The following is a 15139-nucleotide window of genomic DNA, read 5'->3' as shown; positions in this document are numbered from 1 at the left end:
CGTCAGCGCGTTTCGACTTGCACTTGTTCAACCGCCTGGGCCAACTGCAGCAAACGGTGCTCGGGCGAGCCCACCAGCTCAATTAACAACGGCGGGCTCTTTTTCGGCAAAATATCAAAACGACCATCTCGATAGATCTGCTTAAAAATAGCATCCACATCGTCACGGTAGGCATGATCAACCGGACGAATACCATCATCCTCCATGGCCACCGGCCAATCTTCAGACTGAGGCACGAAGGCCAAGATATCAAGACGCTCCAAAGATTCCCTTACCGCAGAAACCATAGACAGGACGAAGTCGTCATCAATATCCGTCAGATGTTGATTTGCCGTGTACTGGGAATAGGCAATGTAATCAACTGGCGCCCTGTCAAAGATGACCTGTTCGGCAGACGTTGAATAGCGATTAAGGCGACCAATGCTGTAGTACAGCTGAATTCCATTGTGCAATCGTGTGGAGGCATCGCCAAAAAGAATCTCGTAGGGGCCTCGCAAGCTAAGAACTCGATAGGGCTCTTCCTCGCGCATGTAGTCGCCATTAAGCGCAACCCAATCATTTACGACCGTGGACTTCCCGAGAGAATGGGATCCAGAAATAGCAATCCGCATGGCCAGCGCCAACTTGCGCTTTCAGGGTAGGGACTGCTCTGATGTTTTTCCTATTTGCGGTTGATATTCATCCTGCCTACCAAGCCAAACCAACCCCCAGCCAATAAAAAAGCCCCCTCTGGCGAGGGAGCTTTTGGGATTCCGTTATTACCCAGCCGTAGCTGGGCTGTTGACTATCAACCGATTGCAGGTGCGGTCAGTGCCACGGGGGTGGCAGTAGCAGCAGCAAGGTCAAGCGGGAAGTTGTGAGCATTGCGCTCGTGCATCACTTCCATACCGAGACCAGCGCGGTTCAGAACGTCTGCCCAGGTGTTCACCACACGGCCTTGGCCGTCGAGGATCGACTGGTTGAAGTTGAAACCGTTCAGGTTGAAGGCCATCGTGCTCACGCCAAGGGCGGTGAACCAGATGCCAACCACGGGCCAGGCAGCCAGGAAGAAGTGGAGGCTGCGGCTGTTGTTGAAGGAGGCGTATTGGAAGATCAGGCGACCGAAGTAGCCGTGAGCAGCCACGATGTTGTAGGTCTCCTCTTCTTGGCCAAACTTGTAGCCGTAGTTCTGGCTCTCGCTCTCGGTGGTCTCACGCACCAGGCTGCTGGTAACGAGTGAACCGTGCATGGCGGAGAACAGGCTGCCACCGAAGACACCAGCCACTCCCAGCATGTGGAAGGGGTGCATCAGGATGTTGTGCTCAGCCTGGAACACCAGCATGTAGTTGAAGGTGCCGGAGATGCCCAGGGGCATGGCGTCCGAGAAGGAGCCTTGACCGAAGGGATACACCAGGAACACGGCAGATGCTGCGGCCACAGGAGCGCTGTAGGCAACGCAGATCCAGGGGCGCATGCCCAAGCGGTAGGAAAGCTCCCACTCGCGGCCCATGTAGGCGTAGATGCCGATCAGGAAGTGGAAGACCACCAGCTGGAAAGGACCACCGTTGTAGAGCCACTCATCGAGGCTGGCGGCTTCCCAGATTGGGTAGAAGTGCAGGCCGATGGCGTTGCTGGAAGGAACAACAGCACCGGAGATGATGTTGTTGCCGTACATCAGGGAGCCAGCTACGGGCTCACGGATGCCGTCGATGTCGACAGGGGGTGCGGCGATGAAGGCCACGATGAAGCAGATGGTGGCAGCCAGCAGGCAGGGGATCATCAGCACACCGAACCAGCCCACGTAGAGGCGGTTGTTGGTGGAGGTGACCCAGTCGCAAAACTGATTCCACGCAGAAGCGCCTTGGCGCTGCTGAATAGTGGTTGTCATGAGAACGAGAAGAGGGTGTTCCAGAGGAACGGGTATGGAAGGTGGCAAGCCACCAGACGGAATCCCGTCAAGCGCAAGAACATTGCACAACACAACTGTAACGGAAGATTGCAGCGTTGGTGAGAAGACTGGCCGGGCGGCGCCAAAGCCCTGCTGATGCATCCCATCAGCGGCGCTGATGTCGGGGTGCGGGAGCAGCAATCCGTAGCCAGCAGGCCAGCCCACTGCTAAGCAGAGGACAGCTCAGGATGCGTCTCCGGCATGGCCCTGCTCGATCGACTTAAAGCCCTGCCTCTACGGGCCAGCCTGGCCGCAGCAACCGTGGCTGCAGCCTGCCTGTTCTCGGCTGGCTGTCAGCGCCAACCCTCAGCCGAGCTGCAAAAGCAGCAGCAGCGCCAGGAGCAGCTGGAAGTAAAGATTCAGCAGCTAGAGCAAAAGCTCAACGCCGTGGCTCCCGGCAACGGGGCCGATCCAGCGGGCAAGCCACCGGCTGGAGCGATCAAATCACTCACATACCGCAGCGGCACTTCAGACGATCGCTTGCGCATTTATTGGGCTGATGGCAGCACCACAAACCTGCCTTGCAAGCAGGAGCAGTCCACCTTGGTGTGTGGGTAAGTCGTCTTGACACTGACAGGGCCGCTGCGTTGAGCTGGATCTGTAAGTCGATAAACCCATGGGTTCACCCTTTGCTTCAGCAGCGGCCTTGTTAAGTCCGCGTCTGCTGGCGGGTGGCTTATTGATGGCCAGTTGCTTGGGCGCTAGCAGCCTGTCATTTGTGGATGCCGCGCCGGCCCGGGCCCAGGCGGAGGCAGCCGTTCCCTTCAGCGCCGTGCGGGCCCTCAACTTGGCTCGCAACACTGCAGTGCAGAGCAACGGTGGCCTGGGGCTCTACCGACCAGACAAGTGCATGTTTGAAACGGCGAGCGCCGGCAACAAATGCCTGATCAGCTCAACCAGTGATGGCTATCTCTTTCGCTTCCTTGGCGGCGCCCCTGGCTGGCAGCAACTAGATCTGGCGGCTTCGGTGGAAACCGAAATCCGCATATCCAGCGACGGGCGCACCGTCCTTGGCATCGACTACAACGGCGCCCCCCGCTGAGCCAGCTGGGCGGCAATGTCTGTTAAAGCCAGCAACCAGTCAGGCCCAACCTGCCAACATTCCCTGCGAGTAAGGCTTAGGGCAATGCCCTTTTCGCCATAGGCGGCCTCATTTACAAAGACGGGCCAGACGGACTCCCCCGCCAAATCCGGCGGCAGGGCCAGGCGAATTTCCTTGCCGCAGGGATCGATAAACACCGGATCTCCCGCACGCAAGGGGCGCCAATCGCGATGCTGCAAGGACGGATGCAGGCAGGCGGCGGGTGAACCATCTGGATGGCGCGGCAAATCCAGGCTGCCCAGATGGCAATGCACCACCAGCTCAGCCGGCAGCCTTAGGCGGCCTCGCTGGGCTGCCGCCAACACGGCCAGGGCCGCTTCAACGCCGAGCTGGCTTTGGCGGCAGATCTGAGCCTGGATAACCCCCTGGGGCACCGGACCCACCTCGATCACCAGGCCGCAGGGCCAGCGCTCCACCAAAAAGCCCGTTTGGGAAGCATCGGCCTCGTGCAAGTAAATCGGCAGCCCCAGCTCCCCCTGCAAACCCGCCGCCAGAGCTAGATCGGCCGGCCTCCGGCCATAGAGCACCAAGGAGTTGCCCATAGCGCTGGTGGTGCTGTGCAGGTCGAGCACCACCAGCGAAGGGGATTCGGCATCAGGGCCATGGCAAGCGAGCAGCTGGCGGGCGCGCTGCAGATCAGCTTCGTTTCTCGAGGAATCCGCCAGCAGCTCCGGAGCAAAGCAGCGGTTTAAATCCCGCTCCACATAGCGCTGATTGGCTTTGTGGGCAGCTGGGTTGCCAAGCACCAACGCCACATCAAGGCCGTGGCGCTGCAGGGCCTCGGGCTGGCGGCGCCAGTGATCCAGCAGCCAGGGGGCGTTGCGTTCATTGCCGTGGGTGCCGGCCACGACCAGCACCTGGGCCGGTTTGACGATTTGGCTGATCAAAAAGAAGAAGGCCAGAAATAGATTTCGGCCCCAGCCTGACGCAGATTCAGAGCTCTGCCGCCCCCGCAACCATGCCTCCCCCCTCCCCCTTGGTGCGCACGGCCCGCGCGGTCTGGCACTGGCAATGGCAACAATTGATGGGTGGCCTGGGACCGGCCGATGCCGAGGGCAACTACCGTCGTCCCAGCGGGGCCTTCACGGCGCTGCCACCCCTGCCCAGCGAAGCCGGCGCGGCTGATGGGCACGTGTTGATTGTGGGGCGCAGCTGCCCCTGGGCCCACCGGGCCTGGCTGGTGTGGAGCCTGCGCCAACTGGGCAGCAGCATCAACCTGGTGGTGGTGGACCCCGATCCAGCCGAGGGGCGCTGGCGCTTTGCCGAGCCCTTCGAGGGCTGCACCAGCTTGCTCGAGCTCTACCAGCAATCCGGCGCTGATCCGGGGCAGCGGGCCACGGTGCCGGCGCTCTATTCCCGCAGCGAGCGACGGATCCTGGTTACGGAGAGCGCCCGGCTGATCGAGCTGCTCAATCGCTGGCCCGCACCAGCAGGGCCCGATCTAGAGCCAAATGACCAGCAGGAAACCACGGAAATGTGGCGCACGCGGCTGCAGGGCGACGTCAACGACGGGGTGTACCGCTGTGGTTTCGCCCGCACCCAGGCCGCCTACGACCGGGCCGAGGCGGCCTTGTTTGCAGCGCTCCGGGATGCCAATGGGGCCTTGGAGCAAGCTCCCTGGCTAAGTGGGGCCCAACTGAGCCTGGCCGACATAGGACTTTTCCCGACCCTGATCAGGCTGGAGCTGGTTTATGCGCCTTTATTTGGTTGCAGCCGCCTACCCCTTTGGCAGCTACCAGCCCTATGGGACTGGCGCCGGCGCTTCTACAGCCTGCCCGGCGTGGCCGAGACCTGCTTCCCGGAGGCCTGGCGCAGCGATTACTTCGGAGCCCTCTTTCCCCTCCATCCCTCGGGAATCATCCCGGCCGGGCCGCCACTCGCCACACTGGTGCAAGGCCGTGCCCAACCATGACTGATCCGATCTTTGAAGGGGTGTACGGCACCTACACGATTGACGCCACCGACCGGAGGGAGGTGCTCGGCTACCGCCTTGCCCTCACGGCGGTGGCCATTGGCCAAGCGGGCCTCCTAGTGCAGTGGCGGCAGCTGGGAGCCGACCAGCTCTGGCCCTGGATGCTGCTGATGGCTGCGGGGCTGGGCCTAGCCCTTCGCTGGATTCACATTTACTTAGTACCCTTGCACCGGGCCCTGCAGCTGTTTTGGCTGCTGGGCTGCCTTGGCGGCCTGGCTTTAGCAATCCGCAGCGGCCCCGGCGCCATGCTGCCGGCCCTGGCCAGCCAGCCCCTCTGGATCCTGGCCATTGGACCCTTTTTCGCAGCTTTGGCGGGGGTTGGCTTCAAGGAATTTTTCTGCTTCAGGCGACCGGAGGCGATCGGCGTGACCCTGCTGTTGCCTATCGCCCTGCTGGGCCACCTCAGCGGCTTGCTGCCAGGAGCCATCACCACGGCCCTGCTGGCCCTGGAGAGCGGGCTTTTGCTGGTGCTGTGCCTGCGCAAGTTCCCCATGCCCGCCGCGGCAGATGTGGGCGACAAGAGCGTGTTTGCTTACCTCAAAGGCCAAGCTGGCTCAGCTGGGGAGGCTGCACTTTGAGCTTGATAAGCCTGGTGGAAGCCAGCAAGGACTTCGGCATTCGCACCCTGTTCGAGGGCCTCACCCTGCACATCGGCGAGCGGGAGCGGCTCGGGCTGATCGGTCCCAATGGGGCCGGCAAGAGCACCCTGCTGAAGGTGCTTGCGGGCAATGAGCCCCTCGGCAGCGGCCAACGCCGCTGCGCCCCCCGCACCCGGGTGGTGCTCGTAGACCAGGAGCCTGAGCTAAACCCCGAGCACACCGTGCTGGAGCAGGTGTTTGCCGGTAGCGGCGAGAAGATGGCTTTGCTGCGGCAGCACACCGCCCTGAGTCAGGCGGTGGCTGATGGCCCCGACAACGCCATCGCCCTAGCCCAGCTCAGCGACCTGCATGGCCGCATGGACCAGCTCAATGCCTGGGGGCTGGAGCAGCAGTGCCGCGAGGTGCTGGAGCGGCTAGGCATCAGCGACATCGAGCGCAAGGTGGGCGACCTCTCCGGCGGCTACCGCAAGCGGGTGGCCCTGGCAGCGGCCCTGGTGGCCGAACCCGACGTGCTGCTTCTCGATGAGCCCACCAACCACCTGGACGCCAACGGGGTGGAGTGGTTGCAGAGCTACCTCGGGCGCTTCCCCGGTGCCCTGGTGCTGGTTACCCACGACCGCTACGTGCTCGATCGGGTCACCCGCCGGATCGTGGAGGTGGATCGGGGCCTGGCCCGCAGCTACGACGGCAACTACGCCACCTATCTCACCCATAAAGCTGAAGAGGAGGCATCTGAAGCGGCCTCAGCCGCCAAGTTCAAGGGCACGCTGCGGCGGGAACTGGCCTGGCTCAGGCAGGGTCCCAAGGCCCGCAGCACCAAGCAGAAGGCCCGCATCCAGCGAATTGAGGCGATGCGGGAGGCACCTCTGCGGCAGGGCCGCGGCCAGGTGAGCTTGGCCACCACCAGCCGGCGGCTCGGCAAGCGGGCCATCACCGCCGAAGAGCTAGAGGTAAGTGTGGGCGAAGGAGCCGAGACCAGGTCCCTGCTGCGAGCCTTCAGCTACGACTTCAGCCCGGAGGACCGGATTGGCATCATCGGGCCCAACGGCGCCGGCAAGTCGAGCCTGCTGGAGGTGATAGCGGGCCGGCGCCAGCCCAGCGGCGGCAGCCTGGAGCTGGGCTCCACCGTGAAGCTCGCCTACTTCGACCAGCACAGCGACGTGCTGCTCAAGCCCGACCAGAAGGTGCTGGACGTGGTTCAGGCCGCCGCCAGCCGGGTGGCGGTGGATGGCGAGGAGCTGAGTGCCTCCCAGTTGCTGGAGCGCTTCCTGTTTCCACCAGCCCAGCAGCACCAACCGGTGGCCAAGCTCTCCGGCGGCGAGCGACGGCGGCTGCATCTCTGCCGGCTGCTGATCGAGGCCCCCAACGTGCTGCTGCTCGACGAGCCCACCAACGACTTGGACGTGCAGACCCTGAGCGTGCTCGAAGACTTCCTTGAAGACTTCCGCGGCTGCGTGGTGGTGGTCTCCCACGACCGCTACTTTCTCGATCGCACCGTGGATCGGCTGTTCTGCTTTGAGAATGGCGAGCTGCAGCGCTTTGAGGGCAACTACAGCGCCTACCTAGAGGCGAGCTCCAGCCGCCAGACCACCCCCAAGCCCCCCAAGAGTCCAGCCCCGGTAGCGCCCCAAGCCAGCAAGTCCCAGACGCGGCGGCGGAGCTTCAAGGAGGGTCGGGAGCTGGGCGAATTGGAGCTAAACCTGCCGGTCTGGGAGCAGCAGCGCCGAGACCTGGAGCTGGCCCTGGCCAATTCAGGCAGCGACTACGCCGCCCTCGAAGAAATCACCCAGGAGCTGGCCGCTTTAACGGAACGCATCCATGGCGGCGAGGAGCGCTGGCTCGAACTCAGCGAGCTGGCGGAGTGAAACGGGCGCACATTGTGGTCAATCCAACACAATGCCAAAGCTCAGCTCCCGGCGCCATTGGTGCTGCTCAAAGAGGTAGCAGTGGGCCCACAAGACGACGATCCAGAACAGGCGCCCGTAAGGTGAGCGGCGACGAGCTCCGGTCTCTAGTGGCCGGTATCCGAATGAAAAGCATCGACGAGCACATCCAGCAGGACCAGAGCGAGATCGAGGCAGCCAAGGCCGCCGGCGACCTGGGCAAGCTTCGCCACTTGGAGGAAGAACTCCAGGGTCTCAAGGAGTTCAAAGACCACCATCCTGAGGACAGCCACGACCCCACCCCGCTTGAAGTGTTCTGTGACCTGAACCCTTCGGCCCCCGAGTGCCGCGTCTACGACGACTGAATGCCTAAGGCTGAGCTGCCTAAGGTTGAACTGCCTAGGGCTGAACGATGCCGAGCTGCTGCCACACCGCGGCCAGCAGCTTCGGCAAATTTTTTGAGGCCGCAGCTGAAATAGCCAGAACGGGCAAGCCACCACGGGCCTGCACCTGCTGGCTCACTTTCTCCACCAGCTCTTCAAGGCTGGCTGGATCGAGCAATTCAATCTTGTTGAGCACCACTATGCGGGGCCTCTGGTCGAGGCCATGGCCGTAGGCCGTGAGCTCCCCCTCGACCACGTTCAAGTCGGCGACCACATCCTCAGCGCTGGAATCGATCAGGTGGATCAGCAGCCGGGTGCGCTCGATGTGGCGTAGGAAGTCGTGCCCCAGCCCTGCCCCCTGGGCCGCTCCAGCGATCAAACCAGGAATGTCGGCAAAAACTGTGCCATCACCACTGGGACGGCGTACCACCCCCAGGTTGGGCACCAGGGTGGTGAAGGGGTAATCGGCGATCTTGGGCCGAGCTGCCGAAAGCACCGAAATCAGGGTGCTCTTGCCGGCATTGGGCAAGCCGATGATGCCAACTTCAGCCAGCAGCTTGAGCTCCAGCTGCAGCAGCCACTCCTCCCCCTCCCGGCCCTCGGTGAACTTCTCCGGGGCCCGGTTGCGGTTGCTGAGGTAGTGGGCATTGCCCAGGCCGCCGCGGCCGCCAAAGGCCACCAGTAGCTCCTCACCCGCATCGGTGAGATCACCTAGCAAAATTGAGGTGCGGGCATCGCGCACCACCGTGCCGCAGGGCACCTTGATCACCAGCTGGTTACCGCTGGCACCGGTGCAGCGGTTGGGCCCGCCCCGGCGACCATCGACCGCCAAAAACTGCCGCTTGTACTTGAAATCCAGCAGGGTCTGGAGGTTGGCGTCAGCCACCAGCAGCACGTCGGCACCACGGCCGCCATCGCCGCCGGAAGGGCCACCGGCTGGCACATATTTCTCGCGGCGAAACGCCACGATTCCGTCGCCGCCTCGGCCGGCCTTGACCGTTACGCGGGCTTGATCGATGAATTGCATTGGAACAAACCTAGGATCGCGCCGTCTGAAGGCCCGTCTTGGCAGAGGTTCGCTTCCAGCAGGTCAGCAAGACCTACCCACCCCGGCGCGGTGGTGATCCGGTGCAGGTGCTGCGCCAGCTGGATCTACAGATTCAGGACGGCGAATTTTTGGTATTGGTTGGGCCCTCAGGCTGCGGCAAAAGCACCCTGCTGCGTCTACTGGCTGGCCTAGAGCAGCCCAGCCAGGGGGAGATCTTCGTGGGCAATCGGCCCGTGAGCTCCCTGCGCCCAGCCCAACGGGACGTGGCCATGGTGTTCCAGAGCTATGCGCTCTATCCCCATCTAACGGTGGCCGGCAACATCGGCTTCGGCCTGCGCCGCAGCCGCAACCGCACGGCCCTTGAGCAGCTTCAAGACAGCCTGCACCTGGCCACCAGGCGGCTGCCAGGGCCCTTGCGGCTGCGCTCACGGCGCGAGGAGCGCATTGCTCAGCGCATCGCCGAGGTAGCGGAAACCCTGGAGCTAGGCCAGCTACTCGATCGGCTGCCCAAGGAGCTTTCCGGCGGCCAGAAGCAGCGGGTTGCCCTGGGCCGGGCCATCGCCCGGGCGCCGGCGGTGTTCCTGATGGACGAACCGCTCAGCAACCTCGACGCCAAGCTGCGCACCGGCACCCGCACCCAAATCGTTGAGCTGCAGCGACGCCTGGGCACCACCACCCTGTATGTCACCCACGACCAGGTGGAGGCCATGACCATGGGCCACCGCATCGCCGTGCTCAACGCCGGCCGGCTGCAGCAGCTCGGCACACCGATGCAGCTCTACCAGTGGCCCGCCAATTTGTTTGTAGCCCAGTTCATCGGCAGCCCGCCCATGAATCTGCTGCCGGTAAGGGCGATCGGCGCGGGCCAGGTGCAGCTAGGCAGCCGCAAGCTGGCGGTGGAGGGTCCCCTGGCCGAGGTGCTGGCGGCCCGGGCCGGCGAGGCGCTCACTGGCGGACTGCGGCCCGAGCACTTCCAGCTAGCTCCCGCCACCAACCGCAACCTGCGGGCCGAGGTGAGCCATGGCGAAGCCCTTGGCAACGAACAACTGCTCACCTGCCGCCTGGAGGAGGGCGGTCATCTGGTGCAGGTGCGGGTCAGCCCTGAAACAATCCTGCCGCCTGGGGCCAGCCTGCACCTCGATATTGATCCCCGCGGCTGGCGCCTGTTTGACGCCAGCGGCGAAGCCCTGCCCCTGCCCCCTGAGCCCGCAAGCCTGGAGCCGACCCTCCCCTATTTCACGTAAATCACGCTGCAGCCAGCCCCGCCGTCGCCCTGCTCAGCGTCACTCACCCGCTCCACGTAGGGCACCGTTGCCAACCAGGCCCGCAGGCCACGCTTGAGCTTGCCCGTGCCGATGCCGTGGATCACCCACACGGGGCCATTGGCGGCGCGGAGGCGCTCCTCCAGCTGGGCCTCCGCCTCATGCACCCGCAGGCCGCGCACATCAACGGTGTTGCGCTCGGAGCGCACCTCCGGGCCCCGGCCCCCCAGCCCCCGCTGACCCTTCACCTGCACCCGCACCTCAGGGGGTGAGGGTTTTTCGCCATGCAGCCCCTCAATGCCGGCCAGCTCCAGGGTCAGCCGCATCACCCCACAGCGCACCGTGAGTTCCCGGCCGTCATCGGCGAGGGAAAGCACCTCAGCGGCCTTGCCCAAGGACAACAGCCGCACCCGGTCGCCAACGGCGGGCATCCAGCCCCGGTGCTCGCGCCGCTCCGGGGTGGGGCGGTGCTGCTGCTCAAGCGATTTGAGCCGCTGGCCGGCCTGGCGGGCGGTTTCGCCTAGGGCGGCGCTGCTGGCCTCCCCCCCATCAGGGCCCTGGCGCAGCCTCCTGATGATGCGCTTCACCTCGTTTTGCCCCTGACGAATCGAGCGCTCCAACTGCTGGCGCCGCTGTTCCTGTAGCTCGGCGCTCTGCTGGGTCTGCTGTTGCCAGCGCAGCAGCAGCTCCTCGTGCAGCAACTCGGTGCGCGCCAGCAGGGCAGCGGCCTCCTCGGCGGCCTCCTGCTGGCGTTGACGCTGATTTTCCAGGCCAGCGATCACCTGGTTCACCTCGCCTTCGCCTAGGGGCTCCAACTGGGCGGCGGCGAGCTCCAGCACCGGCTCCCCCAGCCCCAGCCGGCGGGCAATCGCCAGGGCGTTGCTGCGACCCGGGATACCCCACTGCAGCCGGTAAGTGGGCGAGAGGGTGTCCACATCGAAGGCCACCGAAGCGTTCTCGAAGCGTGGATCGGCGTATTTGAGAGCTTTGAGCTCACCGAAGTGGGTGGTAGCAATCGTGAGCCGGGCCCGATCGGCTAGGTGCTTGAGCAGGGCCGTGGCCAGGGCCGAACCCTCGAGGGGATCGGTGCCTGCCCCCACCTCATCGAGCAGCACCAGGGAGGCGCCGCCAGCAGCGGGAAGAGCTTCGAGGATGCGGGCGATGCGGCGGATGTGGCCGCTGAAGGTGGAGAGGTTTTGTTGCAGCGATTGCTCATCGCCGATGTCGGCCAGCACCTGGCTGCACCAGGGCAGCCGCGGCGTGCCGCTACAGGGCAGAAACAGGCCAGCTCGAGCCATAAGAGCCGCCAAGCCGACGCTTTTGAGGGTCACGGTTTTGCCGCCGGTATTGGGGCCGGTGATCGCCACCACCCGCAGCTCCGCTGCCACCAGCAGACTCACGGGCACCACCGCATGGCCGCCCTGACGCCGCTGCTGCCAAAGCAGCAGGGGGTGGCGCAGCTCCCGCAGCTCGAAGGGCGCGCTGGGGTCGTCTGCCAGCTCCGGGCGTACCGCCCCCAACCATTGGCCGTAGCGCGCCCGGGCCACCCCCGCATCCAGGCGCACCAGCACCTGCTGGAGTGCGGCCAGAGCTTCAGCCTCCTCGCCCACCTGGGCGCTCAGGGCCGTCAGCACAGCCCGCTCCAGTTCCCGCTCGCGCCCCTCCAGGTCGCGTATGCGATTGCCCAGGGCAATCACCGCCTGGGGTTCGATAAACACCGTTTGTCCCGAAGCCGAGCTGTCGTGCACCAGCCCCGGCAACTGAGCGGCAGCGCCAGCCTTCACAGCCAGCACGGGACGGCCGTTGCGCTCCGAGATCACCGTGTCCTGGAGCATGACGCCGCAGCGTCGCATCAGCTCCTGCAGTCGATCCCGCCGATCTGAGCGAGCCCCAAGCAGCTGACGCCGCAACTCCTCCAGGGGCGGACTGGCCCGATCCGCCACCCGGCCGCCCTCTTCAAGGCAGAAATGCAGCCGCTGCTCCAGCTCCGGCAGGGTGCGCAGCTCGGCCACCAGGGCCGTGCATACGGGCCGCAGCTGGGGATCGTCGATCTGGCGCCGCAGCCGGCGGGCCGCAGCCAGGGTGGTAGCCAGGGCCAGCAACTCCTCGCCCGGAGCCATGCCGCCCTTAGCGCAGAGGGTCACCAGCGCCGCGATGTCGGCAACTCCCTGGAAACTCAATCCCCCCTCCAGCAGCCCGTCGAGGCCGAGCAGCTCGGTGGTTTCAGCTAGCAAGCTGCGGCTGGCAGCCAGGCAAGCGGGCAGGGCAAGCTCCAGGCAGGCACAGCGGCCCGGAGCTGTGCTGGCGAAGCTGGCCAGCTGCTCCGCGAGCCGCGGCCACTCGAGCAGCTCCAGGGCCTCCTGCTGAATTGGGGCCAACGGGGCGGTGACGTCGATCACCCGGGCAGGTTGGAGGGGATGCCGCCAGGGGGCTCGTAGAGCATCTCGAGCCAGTTGCCTTCCGGGTCTTGGAGATAGAAGCTGGCAGTGCCGTCACGATGGTCATGCACCGGGCCGCAGGAGCGGCCGGCCGCCACAAGCTGGGCGTGCACCGCATCCACCTCTGAGCGGTCGCGGAAATGGAAAGCAAAATGGGGCCCGGCAGCTTTGTAACTAGGGCTGAGCAGGGCCAAACCCGTGCCGGCCCCAGGCCACTGCAAATAGGCCCAATCGGGGGCATCCCAGCAGAGCTGCAGGCCTAGGGAGACATAGAAGGCCTTAGCCCGCTCCATGTCCTGCACCCGCAGTGCCACATGGCCAAGGTGATGAACAGCAGCAGGAGCCATGGCAACTGAACCGGGTGAGTTCATTGTGGGCTACAGAACCGGATCTTGAGGATCTGCTCGAGCTTCACCACCAGCAGCAGCCAGGCGGTGCCAGCCAAGGCGAGGATAGGAACATCAGATAGCTGATGTCACTAGCCCTGGCGCAGCCACTGCGCCGCATCACAGGCGTGGTAGGTGAGGATCAAATTAGCCCCAGCCCGCTTAAAGCACAGCAGGGTTTCCAGCACCACGGCCCGCTCATCAATCCAGCCCTTTTCAGCGGCGGCCTTCACCATGGCGTATTCACCGCTTACGTTGTAAGCCGCAATTGGCAGCTCCGTTTCGCCACGCAGACGGTAGATGATATCTAAGTAGGCAAGGCCAGGCTTGACCATCAAAATGTCAGCCCCCTCCTGTTCATCGAGCAGGGCTTCAGTGAGCGCTTCACGTCCATTGGACGGATCCATTTGATAGGTTGATTTATCATTTGGGATTGGCTTGCCCGCGCCAACCCGAGGAGCCGAATCAAGGGCTTCGCGGAAGGGACCGTAATAAGCAGAAGAGTATTTAGCTGTATAGCTAATAATGCCGATATGCTCAAATCCCTCCTCATCGAGGGCTTCGCGGATGGCCCCAACGCGGCCATCCATCATGTCGCTGGGGCCGATCAAATCCGCCCCGGCCCGAGCTTGGGCAACGGCCTGGCGGCAGAGGATCGCCACCGTTTCATCATTGAGCACCACCCCTTCCTCGCTGACGATGCCGTCATGGCCGTCGCAGGAGTAGGGATCGAGGGCCACATCCGTCATGATCGCCATCTCGGGGTGCACCTCCTTGAGCCGGCGAATAGCTCGGGGTATTAGGCCACCTTCGTTGAAGCATTCGGCGCCGTCTTCGGTTTTAAGGCCATCTGCCACCTTGGGAAACAGCACAACGCAGCGGATGCCCAAGTCCCAAGCGCGGCCCACCTCCTGCACCAAGCCTTCGAGACTCCAGCGCATAGCTCCTGGCATGGCACCAATGGGCTCGTTAGTGGCGCCTTCGTGCACGAAGAGCGGATAAATAAAGTCGGCAGCACTTAGGTGATGTTCCCGCACCAGCGCCCGTAAAGCCGGGGTGCGGCGCAATCGGCGGGGACGGTAGGTGAGCTCCATGAAAACGGCCTGGCTGGCGCGGATCCTAGAGACGGGCCGCCTGAATCCAGCCAGAGCGGGGATCGGCGCTGCGGGCGGCACGCAACTGCTCCAGCAGCTGGCGCTCCTCGGCGCTGAGCTGGTCGGGCAACTTGAGCACCGGCGTAAGCAGCAGGTCGCCGCGGCCGTCCTTGAGGGGCCAGCCCTTGCCCCTGAGCCGCAGGCTGCGGCCCAGGGTCATGCCAGGGGGCACTTGCACGGAGGCCTCCCCATCGGGGGTCGCCACCCGCACCTCACCGCCTAGGGCCAATTCATCGAGGCTGAGGGGCAGCTCAGCGCGCAGCTGGTCGCCATCGAGCTTCCACACCGAATGCTCCTGCAGCTGCAAATTGAGGTAGAGGTCGCCGCGGCGGCCGGTGCCGGGCTGCAGGTTGCCCTTGCCCTTGAGCCGCAGGCGGCTGCCGTGCTTCACACCTGGCGGGATGCGCACCTGCACCCGCTCGTCGTTGACGGCCAAGGTGCGCTCGGAGCCGCGGAAAGCATCGGCAAAGGAGAGGCTGATGCTGGCTTCGGCATCGAGATTGATCGGGGCGCCGCGGCCGCCGCCGGGCATGCCACCAGCAAAGCCACCAGGAAAGCCCGAACTGAAACCAAAACCTCCCGGGGCGCCGCCGCCGGGGGAGGGGCCGCCAAAACGACCCAGCAGGTCGTTGATGAAGTCGTCGAAGTTGCCGTAGCGGCCAAAATCAACGTCGACGCCGCCACTGGCCGAGCCACCGCCCGCCTGGCTCCAATACTGGCCAAATTGCTCGTAGCGCCGGCGCTTATCTGGATCGGAGAGCACTTCATAGGCCTCGCTCACCTCCTTGAACTTGGCCTCAGCCCCCGCATCATTGGGGTTCACGTCCGGGTGGTACTGGCGGGCCAGCTTGCGAAAGGCGCGCTTGATGGCGTCGGCATCAGCGCCACGCTCCACCCCGAGCACACTGAAGTAATCGCGGTAGCCGTTCGCGCTCATCGACCCCAAAACCACCGCACCTATGCAGTGTCTCAGCAGCTGGGAACT

General features: G+C 64.4%; 15 protein-coding genes. 7 read left to right on the top strand and 8 right to left on the bottom strand.

Annotated features, from left to right (window positions below; translation table 11 throughout):
• Positions 1-2: 2 nt before the first annotated feature.
• Positions 3-623, bottom strand: a complete 621-nt coding sequence (locus U9970_RS00990) for an AAA family ATPase (protein WP_322764911.1) — start codon at positions 621-623, stop codon at positions 3-5.
• 164 nt (positions 624-787) lie between these two features.
• On the bottom strand, positions 788-1867 hold the full coding sequence (gene psbA, locus U9970_RS00985) for a photosystem II q(b) protein (protein WP_197147936.1): 1080 nt from the start codon (positions 1865-1867) through the stop codon (positions 788-790).
• 261 nt (positions 1868-2128) lie between these two features.
• Between psbA and U9970_RS00980 the strand changes: the two genes are divergently transcribed.
• Both U9970_RS00980 and U9970_RS00975 read left to right on the top strand, forming a co-directional pair.
• Positions 2129-2485, top strand: a complete 357-nt coding sequence (locus tag U9970_RS00980; protein WP_322764910.1) for a hypothetical protein — start codon at positions 2129-2131, stop codon at positions 2483-2485.
• Positions 2486-2609: 124 nt separating this feature from the next.
• A complete protein-coding gene (locus U9970_RS00975) occupies positions 2610-2969 on the top strand; it encodes a hypothetical protein (protein ID WP_322764909.1) in 360 nt (119 codons plus the stop codon).
• Here U9970_RS00975 and U9970_RS00970 read toward each other — a convergent pair.
• Positions 2948-3916 carry an aspartoacylase gene (locus U9970_RS00970; protein ID WP_322764908.1) on the bottom strand — a complete coding sequence of 323 codons (969 nt, stop codon included), beginning with the start codon at positions 3914-3916 and terminating at the stop codon, positions 2948-2950. The two genes, U9970_RS00975 and U9970_RS00970, sit on opposite strands and share 22 nt — an antisense overlap.
• 71 nt (positions 3917-3987) lie before the next feature.
• Here U9970_RS00970 and U9970_RS00965 point away from each other — a divergent pair, with 71 nt between their 5' ends.
• The 4 genes from U9970_RS00965 to U9970_RS00950 all read left to right on the top strand — a co-directional run bounded on the left by U9970_RS00965 (position 3988) and on the right by U9970_RS00950 (position 7848).
• On the top strand, positions 3988-4941 hold the full coding sequence (locus tag U9970_RS00965; RefSeq protein ID WP_322764907.1) for a glutathione S-transferase C-terminal domain-containing protein: 954 nt from the start codon (positions 3988-3990) through the stop codon (positions 4939-4941).
• Positions 4938-5579 carry a DUF2301 domain-containing membrane protein gene (locus U9970_RS00960; RefSeq protein WP_322764906.1) on the top strand — a complete coding sequence of 214 codons (642 nt, stop codon included), beginning with the start codon at positions 4938-4940 and terminating at the stop codon, positions 5577-5579. Before U9970_RS00965 ends, U9970_RS00960 begins: the two co-directional genes overlap by 4 nt.
• Entirely contained in the window at positions 5576-7465 is a 1890-nt protein-coding gene (locus U9970_RS00955) for an ABC-F family ATP-binding cassette domain-containing protein (RefSeq protein WP_322764905.1), read from the top strand. The genes U9970_RS00960 and U9970_RS00955 overlap by 4 nt, the downstream gene beginning before the upstream one ends.
• 164 nt (positions 7466-7629) lie before the next feature.
• Positions 7630-7848, top strand: coding sequence for a CP12 domain-containing protein (locus U9970_RS00950; RefSeq protein ID WP_322764904.1), 219 nt, complete (start codon positions 7630-7632; stop codon positions 7846-7848).
• Between the two features lie 34 nt (positions 7849-7882).
• Here U9970_RS00950 and obgE read toward each other — a convergent pair whose 3' ends face one another.
• Positions 7883-8893, bottom strand: a complete 1011-nt coding sequence (gene obgE / locus U9970_RS00945) for a GTPase ObgE (protein ID WP_322764903.1) — start codon at positions 8891-8893, stop codon at positions 7883-7885.
• 38 nt (positions 8894-8931) lie between these two features.
• Here obgE and U9970_RS00940 point away from each other — a divergent pair, with 38 nt between their 5' ends.
• Positions 8932-10158, top strand: coding sequence for an ABC transporter ATP-binding protein (locus U9970_RS00940; RefSeq protein ID WP_322764902.1), 1227 nt, complete (start codon positions 8932-8934; stop codon positions 10156-10158).
• Here the strand turns inward: U9970_RS00940 and U9970_RS00935 are convergent.
• The 4 genes from U9970_RS00935 to U9970_RS00920 all read right to left on the bottom strand — a co-directional run bounded on the left by U9970_RS00935 (position 10146) and on the right by U9970_RS00920 (position 15091).
• On the bottom strand, positions 10146-12575 hold the full coding sequence (locus tag U9970_RS00935) for an endonuclease MutS2 (protein ID WP_322764901.1): 2430 nt from the start codon (positions 12573-12575) through the stop codon (positions 10146-10148). The genes U9970_RS00940 and U9970_RS00935 overlap by 13 nt on opposite strands.
• Positions 12572-12961 carry a VOC family protein gene (locus U9970_RS00930; RefSeq protein WP_254999133.1) on the bottom strand — a complete coding sequence of 130 codons (390 nt, stop codon included), beginning with the start codon at positions 12959-12961 and terminating at the stop codon, positions 12572-12574. Before U9970_RS00930 ends, U9970_RS00935 begins: the two co-directional genes overlap by 4 nt.
• A 131-nt stretch (positions 12962-13092) precedes the next feature.
• Positions 13093-14094, bottom strand: a complete 1002-nt coding sequence (gene hemB / locus U9970_RS00925) for a porphobilinogen synthase (protein ID WP_322764900.1) — start codon at positions 14092-14094, stop codon at positions 13093-13095.
• 25 nt (positions 14095-14119) lie between these two features.
• A complete protein-coding gene (locus tag U9970_RS00920) occupies positions 14120-15091 on the bottom strand; it encodes a J domain-containing protein (protein WP_322764899.1) in 972 nt (323 codons plus the stop codon).
• Positions 15092-15139: the final 48 nt, after the last annotated feature.

Origin of the sequence: Cyanobium usitatum str. Tous (genome assembly GCF_963920485.1) — a bacterium.
Taxonomy (GTDB): domain Bacteria; phylum Cyanobacteriota; class Cyanobacteriia; order PCC-6307; family Cyanobiaceae; genus Cyanobium_A; species Cyanobium_A usitatum_A.
Note: the sequence above shows the minus strand (reverse complement) of the source record. Positions and strands in the feature narration are given on the sequence as shown.